This is a genomic window from Halomonas sp. DP4Y7-1 (assembly GCF_019800705.1).
GTDB classification, from domain to species: Bacteria; Pseudomonadota; Gammaproteobacteria; order Pseudomonadales; family Halomonadaceae; genus Halomonas; species Halomonas litopenaei_A.
Genome location: NZ_JAHVKS010000002.1, coordinates 109,296 through 125,581, shown reverse-complemented (window position 1 = coordinate 125,581; position 16,286 = coordinate 109,296). Strand labels below are relative to the sequence as shown.

General features: G+C 63.2%; 12 protein-coding genes and 1 tRNA gene. 1 reads left to right on the top strand and 12 read right to left on the bottom strand.

The window, feature by feature from the left end; translation table 11 throughout:
- Nucleotides 1–101: 101 nt before the first annotated feature.
- The 12 genes from KUV72_RS04125 to KUV72_RS04070 form a co-directional block, all read right to left on the bottom strand.
- Nucleotides 102–2,507 (bottom strand): tetratricopeptide repeat protein, encoded by a 2,406-nt coding sequence (locus KUV72_RS04125; protein WP_222237546.1) that lies wholly within the window; start codon nucleotides 2,505–2,507, stop codon nucleotides 102–104.
- On the bottom strand, nucleotides 2,500–4,116 hold the full coding sequence (locus tag KUV72_RS04120; protein WP_222237545.1) for a BatD family protein: 1,617 nt from the start codon (nucleotides 4,114–4,116) through the stop codon (nucleotides 2,500–2,502). The genes KUV72_RS04125 and KUV72_RS04120 overlap by 8 nt, the downstream gene beginning before the upstream one ends.
- Nucleotides 4,113–5,780 carry a VWA domain-containing protein gene (locus KUV72_RS04115; RefSeq protein ID WP_222237544.1) on the bottom strand — a complete coding sequence of 556 codons (1,668 nt, stop codon included), beginning with the start codon at nucleotides 5,778–5,780 and terminating at the stop codon, nucleotides 4,113–4,115. Before KUV72_RS04115 ends, KUV72_RS04120 begins: the two co-directional genes overlap by 4 nt.
- On the bottom strand, nucleotides 5,777–6,784 hold the full coding sequence (locus KUV72_RS04110) for a vWA domain-containing protein (RefSeq protein WP_222237543.1): 1,008 nt from the start codon (nucleotides 6,782–6,784) through the stop codon (nucleotides 5,777–5,779). The genes KUV72_RS04115 and KUV72_RS04110 overlap by 4 nt, the downstream gene beginning before the upstream one ends.
- Complete coding sequence (locus KUV72_RS04105; protein ID WP_222237542.1) at nucleotides 6,781–7,320, bottom strand: DUF4381 domain-containing protein; 540 nt, start codon at nucleotides 7,318–7,320, stop codon at nucleotides 6,781–6,783. The genes KUV72_RS04110 and KUV72_RS04105 overlap by 4 nt, the downstream gene beginning before the upstream one ends.
- Nucleotides 7,317–8,318 (bottom strand): DUF58 domain-containing protein, encoded by a 1,002-nt coding sequence (locus KUV72_RS04100; RefSeq protein WP_222237541.1) that lies wholly within the window; start codon nucleotides 8,316–8,318, stop codon nucleotides 7,317–7,319. Before KUV72_RS04100 ends, KUV72_RS04105 begins: the two co-directional genes overlap by 4 nt.
- 20 nt (nucleotides 8,319–8,338) lie before the next feature.
- Complete coding sequence (locus KUV72_RS04095; RefSeq protein ID WP_222237540.1) at nucleotides 8,339–9,340, bottom strand: AAA family ATPase; 1,002 nt, start codon at nucleotides 9,338–9,340, stop codon at nucleotides 8,339–8,341.
- 914 nt (nucleotides 9,341–10,254) lie between these two features.
- A tRNA-Arg gene (locus tag KUV72_RS04090) sits at nucleotides 10,255–10,331 on the bottom strand.
- A gap of 162 nt (nucleotides 10,332–10,493) precedes the next feature.
- Nucleotides 10,494–11,474 carry an HAD family hydrolase gene (locus KUV72_RS04085; protein WP_222237539.1) on the bottom strand — a complete coding sequence of 327 codons (981 nt, stop codon included), beginning with the start codon at nucleotides 11,472–11,474 and terminating at the stop codon, nucleotides 10,494–10,496.
- Between the two features lie 101 nt (nucleotides 11,475–11,575).
- Entirely contained in the window at nucleotides 11,576–13,126 is a 1,551-nt protein-coding gene (locus KUV72_RS04080) for an arylsulfatase (protein ID WP_222237538.1), read from the bottom strand.
- Nucleotides 13,127–13,986: 860 nt separating this feature from the next.
- The gene (locus tag KUV72_RS04075) at nucleotides 13,987–14,670 is read right to left on the bottom strand and encodes a haloacid dehalogenase type II (RefSeq protein WP_222237537.1); all 684 of its coding nucleotides are present in this window, start codon (nucleotides 14,668–14,670) and stop codon (nucleotides 13,987–13,989) included.
- Nucleotides 14,671–14,865: 195 nt separating this feature from the next.
- On the bottom strand, nucleotides 14,866–15,420 hold the full coding sequence (locus KUV72_RS04070) for a carboxymuconolactone decarboxylase family protein (protein WP_206941068.1): 555 nt from the start codon (nucleotides 15,418–15,420) through the stop codon (nucleotides 14,866–14,868).
- Nucleotides 15,421–15,656: 236 nt separating this feature from the next.
- Between KUV72_RS04070 and KUV72_RS04065 the strand changes: the two genes are divergently transcribed.
- The gene (locus KUV72_RS04065; protein WP_222237536.1) at nucleotides 15,657–16,262 is read left to right on the top strand and encodes a TetR/AcrR family transcriptional regulator; all 606 of its coding nucleotides are present in this window, start codon (nucleotides 15,657–15,659) and stop codon (nucleotides 16,260–16,262) included.
- Nucleotides 16,263–16,286: the final 24 nt, after the last annotated feature.

Sequence of the window (16,286 nt, the reverse complement as noted above, 5' to 3'; positions counted from 1 at the left end):
GGCGCGTGCCAAGGCGGCGGAGTATGTCGTCTCCGCTCGCCTTTTTCGCTCACCCTGTTCGCTCGCTTTGTTCGCTCATGAGGTCTGTCGACGCCTGACCGTCAGTTGGCCCTTAGCTGGCGCTCCAGCTGGCCAAGCCGGGGGTCGTCAGGTCGCAGCCTTCGCAACTCCGCCAGTGCGGCCAAGGCCTCGGAGATTCGGCCGCTGGTAGCGTTGACGTAGACCAGCGCGTACAGCAGGTCGGCATCGCCGGGAGCCTGGCGAAGCCCTTGCATCAGCGCATCCCGGGCCTCGTCCTTCCTGCCCAGACGGTCCAGCATAAGGCCGCGGTTGTAGTGGGTTCTGGCGTGTCCCGGGCGCCATTCGGCGGCTTTCTCCAGCCACTCCACCGCCTCTTCCATATTGCCGCTCTCCGACAACGACAGGGCCAGCAGGTAGGCCAGATGACCACGGTCCGGCGCGGGCATGGCGTCTCTATCGATGCCATCGCGCAGCACCGCCTGGGCGTCCTCTCGCCGGCCCTCAGCGCTGAGCTGAGTCACCAGATTGGCACGGGCCGGCAGGAAGTAGGGGTCCATCTCCAGCGCCGCCCGATACTGCGCTTCGGCCTCGTCTTCACGGGCGGTACGTGCCAGCAGCACCGCCAGGTTGAGGCGATTGCCGGGCAGGTCCGCGTTTTCGCGCAGGCGTCGCTCATAGTCCCGTCGCGCCTCGAGGAAGGCGTCGCGCCGGTCTTCGGGCATGACCATCAACGAGGTCCCTGCCAGGGCCTTGACGGCTTCATCGCGAACCGCCAGGCGGGGGTCGTCGACCAGCGGCAGCAGCAGTTCGACCCGAGCATGTTCTGGCGCCTGGGCGAAGACCGGGATGGCGGCAGCCCGGACCTGAGCACTGTCATCGCTGAGTGCTTGTTCAAGGGTGGGCAGCGCTTCGCTGGCAAATGGCGCCAGTTCGTCGACGGCGGTGGCCCTGACAATGTCAGGGGTATCGCTGTCATCTATCAGCGCCTTGAGGTAGTCCGGGGCTTCGGGACGCCCCTGGCGGGCCGATTGCAGCGCCACGCCATAGTGGGATTCGCTGGCGGCCCGACGCTGGTCACCGAACCAGTCGCGAATCTGGTCGGCTGCCTGTTCCGGGGAAAGGTCCTCATGGCAGCGGGTACAGGCATCGGGACTGTCCGTGGCGGCGGCCAGGTCCGGGCGCGGTACGCGGAAGCTGTGATCGCGCCTGGGGTCCACCACCATGTAGGTGGTTTCCGGCATGTGGCAGCTGACGCACTGAGCGCCGGGGCTGCCGGGCTCGTGATGGTGATGCTCCGGCGTATCGTAGTGAGCGGCCTTCATCGTCGGAAAGCGCGGCGGGGGTGACGGGTTGTGGCACTGCATGCACAGACCGTTGCCCTCGACCCTGACCTTGTTGGTGTGTGGGTCATGGCAGTCGACGCAGCTGACCCCTTCCTGATACATACGGCTTTGGGTGAAGGAGCCGTAGACATAGACCTCTCCCTCGATCTGGCCATCGGCGTGGTACATGCCGTCGCTCAGCAGGCTGGGCAGAGCGGCATCGGTCAGCGGAGCCCCGTGAACCGGCCCGGCGCCGAGCATCTGGCGACGGCTGTGGCAGCGTGCGCACTGCTCGACCAGCTCAGGCCCAGGCATCTCACTCAGTGATAGCGGCAGGCCCTTGTCGCCGTTATTAGCCGATGCTTGAGCTGCATCCAGTGCGTTGTCCTCCGCGCTCCACTGCTCGGCCCAATCCAGGTGTGACTGGGCGGGCCCATGGCAGCTCTGGCAGCCCACACTCTGCTCGTGCCAGGTGGTGGCGAAGCTGTCGCTCTCCAGATCGTAGTGCTTTTCCAGGTTGGTGGAATGGCAGTCGGCGCACATGGCATTCCAGTTCTGATAGCGCCCGCGCCAGTGCAGTGGGTCGTCTGGGGTGAAGGCCTGGCCGGGGTAGAGGGAGAACCAGCGCTGGCCGCCTTCGCTCTCGGGGCGTGAGTCCCAGGCGATGGTCAGCCCCTGCAAGCGTCCTCCCGGTTGAGCCACCAGGTACTGTTGCAGCGGGGAGAAGCCAAAGGTGTAGAGAATCTCGAAGGTCTCGGCGGGATCACCGGGACCTTCCAGGATCGCCAGAAAGGTCTCGCCGTCACGTGTAAAGCGGGCTTTTACCTCGCCATCCTCGAATACCGCATCATCAAAGTCGCCAAGCACATTGGCCGGAGTGGCCTCGCGCATGGCCCAACCGTGGTCCGAGTCCTGCCACGCCTGGGTCTCTGCCTCGTGACAGGAAGCGCAGCTGCCTTCGGGGGCATAGCCCTGGGTGGCACTGGCGAGAGTGGGCAAGGTCCCCTGGGGTTGACTGGCCGCAGCCGTGGGGGGAAATCCCAGTCCTGACATTGCCAACAGTACCGTCAGCCCCACCAGCAGGCCGATAGAGCGCTGTTTCCAGCCGAGCAGAGCGACAATGAGGGGCGGGCGTGTCGAGAAATAGCCACGGGGTCTATGCATTACGTCGAGTCACTTCTGCCATCGGGTTCAAGGGCTTCATGGAAGCAGAGGAAAAGGGGGAGGCTCCCTGCGTGTGCCGTGCCAGCTCGCGCACGGGAGGGAGCGCCTGCTCAAGACGTTGCCAGTCCTCAGCCACGCCTGGGTCAGGGTCTGACGACGCCGTGGTATCCGGGCCCAGCTTTCGTCTGCACAGGCGATCCAGCGCATCATTCACCTGCTGGTGGGCGCGACTGTCGACCGGCAACTTACTGCCTAGGGCTTGCCAGTGGCGCCGGCAGGCGACCAGGTCGCGGCTAGCGATGGCCTGCTTGAGTCGTTCACGGTCTGCATGACCGTTGGCTTCCCTGTGTGCCTGCTGACGGCGACGGCGCTGCTCCAGCAAGAGGCGTCCGCGGGGTCCCAGACGGCGATAGAGCCAGACGGCCAGTCCGAGCAGCACCGCTGCCAGCAGGCTCAGGCCGACCAGCAGGGGGGCACGGTTCTTGAGCTGGCCGCCGATCGCGGCGGAACCCGAAACGCTCACCGGGACCGACTCCAGGCTGGTGCTATCGAGCTCTTGCTCTATCGGGTTATACCAGCGAAGCGTGACGCCCGGCAGCTCTGTCTGTCCCCCGGCTTCGGCGACATAGGTCAGGGTGTCGGTGCGGCGACCGCCGCCTCGGCTCTCTTCCAGGCGCGGCGCCTGGGGGTAGACGCCCAGGTTAGCGAAGCTGGCTGAATCATTGCTGTCTGGTGCCTCCAGCAGCGTGGGCAACAACAGGGCGCTGCCCCCTTCCAGGGTGGCGCTTACCGTGCGGCGGATGCTGTCCCCGGGGGCAAGCTCGAGGGGGGTGTCCGGGTCAATCTCATCCAGCGTCTCGCTATCGCCATCGGCACGGGTGATCTCGAGGGATTGCTCCAGGTCGATGCGCGTCGCCGCCAGGTAGGGCTCCAGTCCACGGGCGGCCTCAGGCAGGCTCGCGGTGAGGCTGATAGGCGGCAGGACTATCTGCTGAACCTTGGCCTGCTGGCTGCCTGGGGTGGCAACGCTGACATCCAGCGTGCCGCCGCCGAGCTCAAAGCGTCCCGCACTCAGCGGCGTCAGCTGATAGCGGCGCGATACGCCAGACCAGGTCTTGCCGTCGACCTGTTGGCTGACGGGCGTGGTTGAACGCTCGCCCAGGGTCACCCGCAGGCCAGGCTGGTCGAGGGTGGGGAACTCGACCGGTGTTGGCATCCAGGTGGGCACCAGCACGGTAATGCGCAGCTCGCTGCTTTCCCCGGGGGCGAGGCTGTCCTCGGACAGGCTCGCCTCAACGCGGGGCTGTGTAGCGGCTGTCTGGTTGGCGTCCGCGCTGTCCGCTGCGGTTTCGGGGCTCGCTGATGCCGCCACTGAATCTTCCCCGGGGGCGAGGCTGTCCTCGGACTGGCTCGCCTCAACGCGGGGCTGTGTAGCGGCTGTCTGGTTGGCGTCCGCGCTGTCCGCTGCGGTTTCGGGGCTCGCTGATGCCGCCGCTGGGTCTGCAGTAGGCTCGGGCTCTGCCAGGGCGGTCGTGGCCAGGCTGCCAGAGGTGAGCAGTAGCGTCAGCAGCAGGGCGGAGGACACGCTTGAGCGTTGTGTGGCAGTCATGGCGTCGTCCTTGCCAGGTCCAGAAAGGGAGTATCGCTCGACATCATCGCCTGGCCATCCTGCAACGCCTCAATAGCGAAGCGCTGGCGCAGGTAGTCGCTGGTGTCGCTGTCGAGGGTCTCGATCCACTGCTCGGCACTGATCTGGCCGCTGGGCTCATCGACGGGCGTCTCGGTTTCTTCACCGCGGGCTTCCTTGTTGTCGAAGACCACGTCGTCAGCGCCGATTCCCTGATCCTCGCCGGTGTCAGACTGTTCCCGGGTCTTTTCGACGTACTCGAGAATTTCCCGGGCGAGGGCCAGGTTGCGCTCACCCTCTGGGTAGTCGGGATCTCGTTCGAGCACGGTCTCGAAGGCGGTGATGGCGGGGCGATACTGACGATTCTTGATCAGCGCAAGACCCTGGGTGAAGGCGGCGTCGGCGCTGTCCTGGCGTCCCAGCCACTCGGCAGCAGCGTCGTACTGGCCGTCGCGATAGAGCGCATAGCCCTGCCATGCGGGATCCTGGAAGTGTTCGGCGGCGCGGCCGTAGTCGCCACGATCTGCCCACCAGCGGCCCTGCTGGTCCGGCGTCAGAAACGCATTGGCGACAGATTGCGCCGCGCGCTCCAGCGGCGTCGCCACATGCTGGTCCACCGCGCGGGAGGCCTCCTGGGCGAAGGCCTGCGGGACGGGACCCAACCACAGGCTCGGCAGTACCACCAGGCCGGCCAGCGTCAGGTGCCAGCCACGCCGGAACCCGAGCAAGGCCAGCAGTGCCGCCGGCCAGGCCAGCCACACGCCGCGATCTTCCCAGGACAGTCGCTCGTCATTGTTGAGCGCCTGCTGGTACGTCGCATCCAGGCTGGCCACGATCTGGTCCAGGTCGCTGTCGTCGGTGCTCAGGTTGACGCTTTGCACATCGGCGAACAGTGGGCCCGGCGCCATGTCGCCAAGGGACGGCGCACCGCTAGGCTGAACGGCGAGGGTGATCAGTTGGTTCAGCGAGTCTGGCGAAGGCGTGGACGTGCCCGCGCTGGGCGCGTCAGGAAGCGTATCGGTCACCAGCAACACCGAACCCGCCACGCTGCCATCGCTCTGCTGGGCCTTGGCAAGGATATCACTGGCAAGGGCCAAGGCGTCAGCGCCCGCATCACCGCCGCCACTCGGCATGACATCTGTCGACAGCCCTTCCAGGTAGGGCGCCATCAAGGTGGGGTCGTCGGTCAAGGGCACGACCTGATGGACGCTGCCTGCATAGGCCACCAGGGCGGTGCGAGCACCATCCCTGCGCTTCAGCAGGTCCTGAATCTTGTGCTTGGCGCGCTCCAGGCGGCTGGGCGGTACATCGGTTGCCTCCATGCTCGACGTCACCTTCAGCACCACCACCAGGGGAGCGCTATGGGCCACCAGCGGATTTGGCAGGCGGGTCCAGGAAGGACCCGCGGCGGCCAGGATCAGCAGGCAGGCCAGCAGTGCCAGAGTATCCACCGGTGACAGGCGCTTGCGGCGGTTAGCGTCGGTGCGCAGCGCGTCGGCCAGGTGTGGCGCAACATGGCCTCCACCCAGCTGGTCGGCCGGTATGCGACGGCGACACCACCACAGCGCGGCGACCACCGGCAACAGCAGACACCACAGCGGACGCAGCAGGTGGAAGTCAGCGAGACCCGCCATCCAATCGCTCATGCGGCGTCCTCCTCTGGTCTTGCCGACGCGGCTTGGGGGGGCGTAGCAGGCGGGCGCGAACGACGATCCAGGGTCAGCATCAGCAGCGCCAGCAGGCCGGCAAGCGCCAGCGGCCAGTGACTGAGTGAGTGGTGTTCGCGGTAGCTATGGGTCGCCACCTTGCGCGGAGCCAGTTCGTCGATGCGCTGGTACACCGCGGCCAGGGCCTGCTGGTCCGCGGCGGTGAAGAAGGCGCCATCGGTGGTGTCGGCGATGGCCTTGAGGGTATCGGTATCGACCCGATTTTCGCCACTGCCGTCAGGGTCACCGATTGCAATGGTGACCACACGAACTTCACGTTGGGCGGCGATGTTGGCGGCATTGATCGGGCTCATCCTGCTGCCGGTGTCGGCACCATCGGAGAGCAATACCAACAGGCGCTGTTCCACCTCGCTGGCCTCGAATTGCCGAATCGCCAGGCCCATGGCATCGCCCAATGCGGTGTGGGGGCCGGCCATGCCCACCTCGGTCTGGTCGAGCAGCGCCGTGAGGGTGTCGAGATCCTCTGTCAGTGGCGCCTGAACGTAGGCGCGGGTGCCGAACACGATCAGCGCCAGACGCTCGCCCTCGCGGTCAGCAACAAAGTCGCGGATGACGTCCTTGACCGCCGCCAGGCGCTGGCGCGGCTGGTCTTCACTGTCGATCAGGTCTCGCTCGTCCATGCTGCCGGAGATATCCACCGCCAGAATCAGGTCACGGGCGGCACTTTGCCAGACGATGGGTTCGCTGAGTTTTTCCGGGCGTGCCAGCGCCACCACGATCAGCACCCAGATCGTGAGCTGTAACAGACGGCTTAAAGGGGAGCGGCGTTGTTCGCCGGCCTTCGAGCTGCCTGCCGCATCCACCAGTTGATCAAAGAAGGGCAGGCGCAGGGCGGCCAGTGGGCGGCGGTAGGCGGGTAACCAGCGGACCAGCCAGAGCAGGGGCAGCAGTGCGAAGGCCCAGGGATTGGCCAGCTCCATCATCGATCGGCTCCCTGGTCGTGGTGCGGCGTCGGGGCATCCGTGCGGTGCTTGCGTATCCATTGACGGGCAAGCTGAGTCAGTGCAGCGGACGGCGAGGCGGCGCTGTCGCGATAGGCTCCTGCCGACACCTCCTGCCCCAGCGGACCATCAAAACGCCGAGAGGCGGGCGAGGGCGTCGTCGGCAGCGTCTGGTCCAGGAACTGCCACCAGCGGGACCCGCTGAGTCCGGCGACCAGCTCCCGGGGGTAGGCGCTCAGGGCGGTTCGCTTGAGCACCTCCGCCAAGACGGAGGTGCCTTCCTGGGAGAGGCGAAGATCCAGCTCCCGCAGCGCGTCTCGGCGATAGGCATTGGCCTGCCAGTGACGCCACCGGCGCACTCCGATAAACAGCAGCAGGGCCAGCAGCCCCATGGCCAGCACTGCCCAGCCCCAGGTCTGAGGGATCCAGGCAATCGGCGCCGGTTGCGGCGCCGGTGACAGCTGATCGATCAAATCCGACAGCAGGGTAATGTCGTTCACGTCAGCGCTCGGCGTCATGTCCGCCTCTCCTTGCCCGAGGTCTGGCCGTCATCCTGGGTCGGAGCGAGCCCCAACAGGCGGCGCAGTTGGGGCAGCGTCGGCGCACCGGCGGACAGTGACACCAGGCTGATGGCGAACTTGCGAGACCAGGCGTCCAGTGCGGCTCGGCGCCTGTGGGCGACACCTTCCAGCGCCTCACGCTGGGCCGCTTCTGCGGTGTCCAGGCGCGCGTGCTGGCGCCCGTCGGTGGCCAGACAGCTCATGTCGTCTGGCAGGGCATCGGCCAGCGGGTCGCTGACCGCGACCAGGATGACATCGTTATGGCGCCGAAGCGCGCTGAGCATGGCCTCGGTGCGCGGCCCTGGCACGTCAAAGTCGCTCAATACAATGACCAGGTGATCGCGGCTGGCCAGGCGTGACGCCGAGACCAGTACCTGATCGAGAGAAGTGGGCGAGGGGGCCGGACGACGGGCTTCCAGGCGCTGGTTGGCATTCGCCAAAGAGGTCAAAAAGCGCATGACCTGAGCACGCGAGCGGCGCGGCCTGAACTCCTCGACACCGTCATCGGTCACCACGATGCCTCCCAGTCGATCTCCCTGGTGCACCACCGCAAAGCTGAGCAGAGCGGCGGCTTCGGCGGCGACGACCGACTTCATCGCATGGCGGCTGCCGAAGAACATCGACATGCGCTGATCCACCACCAGCAGGGCAGGACGATCACGCTCCTCGGTAAACACCCGCACGTAGGGGGAACCGGTGCGAGCGGTGACGCGCCAGTCGATGCTGCGCACGTCGTCTGACGGCTGATAGTCACGCAGCTCGAGGAAGTCCAGGCCGCGACCGCGCAGGCGCGAGCCGTGGCGGCCATTGAGCACACTGCGCGCGGGTTGCCGCGGCAGCAGTGCCAGGCGGTTGCCGTGGGGCTCCAGGCCTGCCAGATGCTGCAGGTCGACGTGCACGCGCCGGTCAGAGCCGGGGCGAGGGTCAGCCTTCCTGGCGGTGTGTGGGTTGCGCATGGTGACCTTCCTTGGACGGTTCAGGGCAGCGCGACGCAGCCCAGCAGGGTGGCGATGGCGTCATCGCTGGTCATGCCCTGTCCTTGGGCCTCGAAGCTCAGTGCAATTCGATGGCGCAGCACATCGGGAGCCACCTGCTGCACGTCCTGGGGATCCACATAGTCGCGCCCCTCGAGCCAGGCGTGGGTGCGCGCGCAGCGATCGAGGGCAAGTGACGCGCGTGGACTCGCACCCAGTTCAATGGCGCGGCCCAACTCCTCGCTGAAATCGGCGGGGTGGCGGGTGGCATCTACCAGCGTCGCCATGTACTGCTCCATGGCCTCGGCCACATGCAGCATGGCGATCTCGCGGCGCGCGGCGAAGATGGCTGACTGGGCCAGCGGCGCCGGAGTCGCCGCCACGGCGCGATCACCTTCCGCTGCGGCATCCCTGGCGGCCTTGGCCTGCTCTTCCTGGCGCACCAGCCGGATGACGTCGACTTCCTCCTCGCGGCTCGGGTAGTCCACCCGCACGTGCATCATGAAGCGATCCATCTGCGCTTCGGGCAGCGGGTAGGTGCCTTCCTGTTCGATGGGGTTCTGGGTCGCCAGCACCATGAACAGCTCCGGCATCAGGTGCGTCTTGCCCGCCACCGTCACCTGCCGCTCTTCCATGGCTTCCAGCAGGGCGGACTGCACCTTGGCTGGGGCCCGGTTGATCTCATCTGCCAGCACCAGGTTGGCGAACAGTGGCCCCGGCTGAAAGCGGAACACCGAGCCTTGCTCGCTCTGATGATAGATCTCGCTGCCGGTCACGTCGGAGGGCAACAGGTCCGGCGTGAACTGAATACGGCTGAAGTCAGCCTCCAGGTTGCGCGCCATGGCCTTGACCGCGCGGGTCTTGGCCAGGCCTGGCAGTCCCTCGATCAGCAGGTTGCCCCCCGCCAGCAGGCCGATCAGCAGGCGTCGGATCACCTCGCGCTGGCCAACGATGGACTCTCCAACGGCGGCTTCGAGCCCCCGAATATCCTCAAGCAGACTCATGGAACCTCCGGGTAGATGGTTTGCCAGTCCGTGGCCATGTCGACCACTTGCCAATGGCGTGCAGCGGCCTCGTCGAGACCATGTTGTAGCGATGCCCGAACAGGCTTTGCCGAGCGCAGGCGATATCACCGTCTGCGCTTGTATGAAGAGGGTCCTGCCGCAGGTAACTGGCTGCGCCCATGTGCTCGTATCCTTGAGACAGTGGTCACGTTCCGCGACCACATCGATATGGCCATCGTGGATGCCGACACCGCTTGGCCTCGCATGGCGATGATTACCGCACGTCAGAAAGTGCGTTATCAGCGAGCTTGAGGCTACTGTTCAGATGTGTCGCTAACATCTCGTTTTATCGTCGTTATTGATCCCGGTGAGCGAAGCATCGCGACCTGAAGAATGATTCAGTATGCCTCGTGTCGGGACTATTGTCGGGCCTATATTTACCCTGGTAACTACTATGACGCGTCATATCCTGTCGACTGCCTGTCGCAGTATAAGAGGGTCCGAGCTGACGTCATTACGTCAGAGGGGAGAGATATCCGTGGCTCCTGCCGAGGGAGTTTTCGACATGTCGCACGTTGTCGCATGTTTATCGACACGTTCGCCGTGGTTATCTTCGATAGCGGTAAATAATGGGAATGTCTTTTTTGGTAGCAAAATGTAAGTTTTCTTGCTGTCACGGGCCGGGCTAGAGGCTCAAATGATGTACATCAATATTGGCGCGACGTTTCCGAGTTTTCTCGGCTTTCTCTCGGTGTTGTTTCGGTTCCCGTTGGGGCACGAGACAGAAGCAGGATAACGGTTAAGAGAAAGGCGCAGGAGAACGGTTCGGGAAAAGGTGCAGGAGAAAAGACGCCGGGGTCGGAGCAGATGGCAGGAGGGATAAGGGAGCAGTAAATAAGGGAGAAGTAAAAAAGTGGCGCGCCCGGGAGGATTCGAACCTCCGACCACCTGATTCGTAGTCAGGTACTCTATCCAGCTGAGCTACGGGCGCGCAGTTGTCACACGAGTGGTGACGTCAAGAGGGGGCGCATGTTAGAGCAAAGTGGTCGACGGCGCAAGACATACGGACTGTGCATCACGTCATCCGTCGTTTGGTTGAACCGACGGATGACGTGTTTAATCGTGGTACTGGCGCTTACGGCGCTTACGGCGCTTACGGCGCTTGCGGGTAGACCCGCTGCCAGTCGCTGGCCATATCGATGAGCTGCCAGCCGCGGTCTTCTGCCTGGTCCAGGCCGTCGGCCAGGCGACCGATATGGCTGTCCCTGTCGTAGGCCACTTCGCGCTCGGCGTCGGTGTGGTGGACCAGCACGCCCATACGCGGACCATCTCCCTGGGTCGTCCAGATCAGCATCGGCACGTCGCCGTCGGAGTTGCCCACCGCCATGATCGGACGCTGGCCGATATGACGCTCGATCGACACGATTTTCAGAGGACCATCGTTGATCCAGGTATCACCCTCTTGCTTGTACAGGCTGGGGTCGCTGTCCAGATCCTTGACTTCCAGGCCCCCTGTGCTGCCGATGACATTCTGCGGGGGGACGCCGTAGACGTCCTCGGCGAAGGTGCGGATGAAGTGGAGTCCGCCGCCGGAGACGATATAGGTGGAGAAGCCGCTGTCACGCAGGTAGCTCAACAGTTCCAGCATGGGCTGGTAGATCATGTCGGCGTAGAAGCGACCGGTGTCCGGGTGGGTGGCGTTGGTCAGCCAGTCGGACACATCTTCCTCGAACTCGTCGAGGGAGACGTCTTGGTGGGACAAGGACAGCAGCGCTTGAATGCCTTCTTCGCCGGCTTCCAGAACGGTCTCGATATCGCCCTCGGCTGCGGCCTGGTGCAGCTCGCTGGTCAGCTGTTCCGGCTCTGCCTCGCTGGCGCGATCCAGCGCGTACATCAGCTGAAAGTAGGCGGGCTGTTCGCCCCAAAGGGTGCCGTCGTTATCGAATACCGCGATGCGCTGCTGTTGCGGCACGAAGTCGTCGCTGGTGGGATCGCTGACGGCCTCGACAAAGTCGACGATAGCGCTCTTGTTGTGACCCGCATTCCAGGACGGCAGCGGATCCGCCTGAGCCAGTGCCGGAAGGGCGGCCACCAGCAAGGCAGGCAGCACGCGTGTGGTAATGAAGCTTTTCATGGCGAAGCATCCTCGATGAAGGGCAGGTCGCTGGTGCGATCGGTTGTCATGACGCAACAGGCCGCTCCCTGGGGAGCGGCCTGTATCCTGGCAATGCAGCGTTACTGAACGCTGGCGGGTTGCTCGAGGGCCTCCATGACCTGGTCGAGACTGAAGCTTGCCGCCTTCATGCGGGGCGGGAAGTCCTTGAAGGTCTCGAGGAAGGTACCCACGTAGGCCTGGGCCGGCACCAGCAGGAAGGAGTGCTCCAGCAGCCAGTCATAGTAGGTGTTGGACGTCAGCTGTGAACGCTCATAGGGATCGCGGCGCAGGTTGAACATCAGCGGCACGCGCAGCGGTGTGAATGGGTTGGCCCAGACTTCGAAGGTGCCCTCAACACGCTGCTCCATGAACACCAGCTTCCAGTCGTCGTAGCGCAGGGCGGTCAGGTCACCGTCGTCCGAGAAGTAGAACACCTCGTTGCGTGGACCTTCTTCTGTCTCGCCGGTCAGCAGCGGCAGGAAGTTGTAGCCGTCCAGGTGAACGTTGTACTCCCGGCCGATGGCTTCGACGCCACCTTCCATCAGGTCTTCCTTGACGGTGTCGTTGCCGACCGCCGCCAGCAGGGTGGGCATCCAGTCCATGTGATGCATGATTTCATTGGAAATCGCGCCCTCCTCGATGTGGCCCGGCCAGCGCACCATGGCCGGAACACGCCAGCCGCCTTCCCAGTTGGTGTTCTTCTCACCACGGAACGGGGTCATGCCCGCATCAGGCCAGGTGTTCATGTGCGGCCCGTTGTCGGTGGAGTAGAACACGATGGTGTTGTCGGCGATGTCCAGCTCGTCCAGTTTTTCGAGGAACTGGCCGATATGCATGTCGTGCTCGACCATGCCGTCGGCGTATTCGTTCTGGCCGGAGACGCCGCGCAGCTCGTCCTTGACGTGGGTACGGAAGTGCATGCGCGTGGCATTCCACCATACAAACCACGGGGTGCCTTCAGCGGTCTTGCGCTCGATGAAGTCCAGTGCCGCAGCGGAGGTCTCGTCGTCGACGGTTTCCATGCGCTGTTTGGTCAGCGGACCAGTGTCTTCGATCTGACCATCGGCGGTGGACTTGATCACGCCGCGGGGACCATAGGTCTCACGGAAGGTGCGACCGTCTGCCATTTCCAGATCGCCAGGATAGTCGGGGTGTTCCGGCTCTTCCTCGGCATTCAGGTGGTAGAGGTTGCCGAAGAACTCATCAAAGCCGTGGTTGGTGGGCAGGTGCTCGTCGCGATCACCCAGGTGGTTCTTGCCGAACTGACCGGTGGCATAGCCTTCTGCCTTGAGCATGGCAGCGATGGTCGGATCTTCTTCGCTGATACCCTGTTCGGCACCCGGCAGGCCCACCTTGGACAGACCCGTGCGGAACACACTTTGCCCGGTGATGAACGAGGAGCGGCCGGCGGTACAGGACTGCTCACCGTAGTAGTCGGTGAACATCATGCCTTCGTCGGCAATGCGGTCGATGTTGGGGGTCTGGTAGCCCACCAGTCCGTGGGTAAAGGCGGAAATGTTGGACTGGCCAATGTCGTCACCCCACAGCACCAGAATGTTCGGCTTGCCCGAACTCTCGGAGTCCTGTTCCTGTGACGCACTGTCGTCCTGGGCGAGGGCAGAGGCCGACATGGACAGCGCCAGACTGGCTGTCAGCCAGTGGCACCAGTGGGCCGAGCCTGTTGGCAACTTAGGATTTTTGAACACCTTGACGTCTCCCTGACGATAGCGCTTGCTCTGAATCACGAAATCTAGCGATGGGTTCTTATTTGTTCCCAGGCCGAGTATAGATAACGTTCGCTGAGTTTATGTGCTGAAAACCTCGGCTGAGCCAGATCTCCGCTACGGCAACAGGTGAGAATGACTCCGATTCGTTGGTTAACCCTATTATTTCCCGGTATTTACTGACGAGATCGACGGCATTGTCACTTTGTAGGTTTATTGTAAGTGCCGCTAATGCTCCTAAGGACACCTGCGGTTGGGTGCATCTTGCAGTGAGTGGTTGACCAGATGTCGCAGCGCATTCTGAACGAGCGCCCGGAGAAGCGAGGCACTGTAAGAGGCGCCACGGGAGAGGAAGAGGGGAGATAGAAAGAGGGGGCAACAGCGCAAGAAAAAACGAGAGAGATGAAAAGCGTGAAGATCTGGCAAGACCAGGCAAAAGAAAAAGTCAGTCTCGGTATCTTGAGGTGACAATTGTCACATATGACCTGATCGCTCTGTTGATAGCCGCCTGTCGATAGCCGTCTATCAATTCGCCAGGTTATCGCTGGTGCCTAGAGAAGAACTGAATGAGAGAGGCGCTGAATGAGAGAAGCGCTGAAGTCGTCGGGCGACGCCAGCGCAAACCCTTAAGTCTTTTCAGCTACAGATGCATCGTTCGCGTAACGTGCGGTGGAGCAAATCGTCGGTGTAGTGACTATTGCACTTACTCAGTGAGACCGCCCTGTCCTGCTACTGCTTGGAATTAGAAACCAATATATAACATAGGGTTAAGTAATCAATTGATCTGCCAGTTGTGACAGGTTATCGGTGATATAGTCAGGCATCGGGACGTTCTGCGCCGGTAGCAGAGCGTTGTAGGGACGCAGGACCAGTGCCCCTTGCCAGCCGCATGCCTGGGCGCCAATGGTGTCCCACAAATGGCACGCTATCAGGCACAGTTCATGCCCTTCGGCCTGCATCTCCTGGGCGACTTGAGCATAGGTGGATGCGGCGGGCTTGAATTGCCTGACCGGCTCGACACTGAAGCTGCGCTCGAAATAGTCGCTCAGCCCGGCCCTTTCCAGTGGCGACGGTGAGGCGCCCGGGGCAGAGTTGGTCAGGGTCACCAGGCGGAAGCCTGCTGCCTTCAGCCGTTCAAGCGCTGGGGCCACATCCGGATGTGCGGGCATGGAGCCGATGCGAGATGCCAGCTCATCGATATCGCTTTGCTCAAGGGCGATGTCATGGATATCGGCTGTCATCCGCAGCGCGCCTGCGCCGAGCTGTCCAAACGGGGTGTAGAGCCCCGACAGGGTCATGGTCTGTGAGTAAAGGATCAGCTGGGCAAACCACTCCCTCAGCATTCCAGGGTCGTCGAACAGCCGCTCGAACAGTGGCTCAAGGTGGGTCAGGTCGAGCAGCGTCTCGTTGACGTCGAAGACCAGCACCTTGGGAATTGCGTGATCACTCATATCACCTCCTTGCAATGGACGAGCTTGCCTTGACTCGCTATTCCTCAGCTGTCTCTTCTCTAAGCTATCGGTTTCAGGCGCGATCTGCATCATGGACGATCGGTCCTTGAGAGCAGCACAGATGGCGAGGAGGGCAGTGTGATGGGCAATGGGCCAAAGGGGGCATCGCAGGGTGGCCCATTGCCCAGTCACGACTTACTTTGCCTTGTGCCAGTCAAACTTGGCGAAGGGTTCGTCTACTGGAGTGTCGGCCAGGTGGTTGGTGTAGTTGCTCATCACCTTCTGTGACAGTGCTAGCACGACCTCGAGTACCTGGCGCTTGGTGTAGCCGGCATCCAGGAAGGCCTGGACCGCATCGGCATCCACGAAACCGCGCTCGCGTACCATGCTCAGGGTGAAGGTGCGAAGGGCTTCGAGGCGCTCGTTGGGCAGCGGGGTCTCGTTGCGCAGGGCATCGCTGACCGCGTCGTCCACGCCCATTTGCTTGGCGATGGCGGTGTGTGCCGGCACACAGTAGTGGCAGTTGTGCTCCACGTTGATGGTTTGCCACACCACGGTGGTTTCGTCCGCATCGAAACTGGAGTCCAGGAACAGCTGGTGCAGCTGCTGGTAGCCTTCCAGCAGGCCCGGCGCCTCGGCCATGACCGCATGCAGGTTGGGGACCATGCCGAACGCCTTGACGGAGTTGTCGAGCAGTGCCTGGCTGTCGGCTGGGGCACTTTGCTTGTCATGGAGAGTGAAGCGAGTCATGTTGCCTCCTGTGTGATGGCGTCTGTGGTCAGGGCGCAGGCCGTGGCAGCCTAAAGCGTTGCACGAGCCATTGAGTCCGTTTTGTTGAGCGATTGCTCAAAATTGGCCGCCAGCAGACCGTGCTGAAAGCCGTTCCGGCATACTCTAGCTATACCTGAGCGATCACTCAAGATAAAATTTGAGCGAACACTCAATTTTCTGAAGGTCAGCCACTGACCGGGAACATCGGATTCACCATGCCGCGAGCCACACTGCATAATCGCCAGGACTCACTGGAACGAGCGCTGCACCTGTTCTGGCAGAAAGGCTTTCATGCGACTTCGCTCAAGGATCTGGAACGGGTGCTCGACATGCGTCCTGGCAGCATCTACGCCACCTTTGGCAGCAAGGATGCGCTGTTTCAGGAAGCCCTTGAACGCTATGCCCGTCTGGCCCTAGTAGAGCTGGAACGCATCATGGCCGAGCACCCGTCACCGCTGTCCGGGCTTGCCGCCTATTTGCGCAAGCTGGGAGGCCTGCGTGACAGCGAAGTGCCCAGCCGCGCCTGCATGTTGATGAAGAGTCTGCTGGAGCTGGGCGAGCGTGAACAGGTGGCGTTGTCCAAGGCGGAGACCCTGCTGGTGGCGATGGAGCAGCGCTTTGTCGAACGTTTTGAAGCAGCGCGTGATGCCCAGGAGCTTCCCGCTGGGGCTGATCCGGTGCGCCTCGGCCGCCGGATGCAGGCCGAAGTGATGGGGCTGCGGGCCTTTGCTCAGCGTGATGTCGACAGCGCTGCGGTGCACGCCCTCGCCGAGGATATGTCCGATGCCATTGAAGCCCTGCGCCAGGATCGTCCGCACTGATCTATCCTTCCTGATTCAGTCTTC

Excerpts from the sequence above, each read along its gene's own strand:
- KUV72_RS04120 (WP_222237545.1), bottom strand. The coding sequence starts at position 4,116 with ATGACTGCCACACAACGCTCAAGCGTGTCCTCCGCCCTGCTGCTGACG.
- KUV72_RS04065 (WP_222237536.1), top strand. The coding sequence starts at position 15,657 with ATGCCGCGAGCCACACTGCATAATCGCCAGGACTCACTGGAACGAGCG.
- KUV72_RS04110 (WP_222237543.1), bottom strand. The coding sequence starts at position 6,784 with ATGATGGAGCTGGCCAATCCCTGGGCCTTCGCACTGCTGCCCCTGCTC.
- KUV72_RS04115 (WP_222237544.1), bottom strand. The coding sequence starts at position 5,780 with ATGAGCGATTGGATGGCGGGTCTCGCTGACTTCCACCTGCTGCGTCCG.
- KUV72_RS04075 (WP_222237537.1), bottom strand. The coding sequence starts at position 14,670 with ATGAGTGATCACGCAATTCCCAAGGTGCTGGTCTTCGACGTCAACGAG.
- KUV72_RS04070 (WP_206941068.1), bottom strand. The coding sequence starts at position 15,420 with ATGACTCGCTTCACTCTCCATGACAAGCAAAGTGCCCCAGCCGACAGC.
- KUV72_RS04095 (WP_222237540.1), bottom strand. The coding sequence starts at position 9,340 with ATGAGTCTGCTTGAGGATATTCGGGGGCTCGAAGCCGCCGTTGGAGAG.
- KUV72_RS04080 (WP_222237538.1), bottom strand. The coding sequence starts at position 13,126 with ATGTCGGCCTCTGCCCTCGCCCAGGACGACAGTGCGTCACAGGAACAG.
- KUV72_RS04100 (WP_222237541.1), bottom strand. The coding sequence starts at position 8,318 with ATGCGCAACCCACACACCGCCAGGAAGGCTGACCCTCGCCCCGGCTCT.
- KUV72_RS04085 (WP_222237539.1), bottom strand. The coding sequence starts at position 11,474 with ATGAAAAGCTTCATTACCACACGCGTGCTGCCTGCCTTGCTGGTGGCC.
- KUV72_RS04125 (WP_222237546.1), bottom strand. The coding sequence starts at position 2,507 with ATGCATAGACCCCGTGGCTATTTCTCGACACGCCCGCCCCTCATTGTC.
- KUV72_RS04105 (WP_222237542.1), bottom strand. The coding sequence starts at position 7,320 with ATGACGCCGAGCGCTGACGTGAACGACATTACCCTGCTGTCGGATTTG.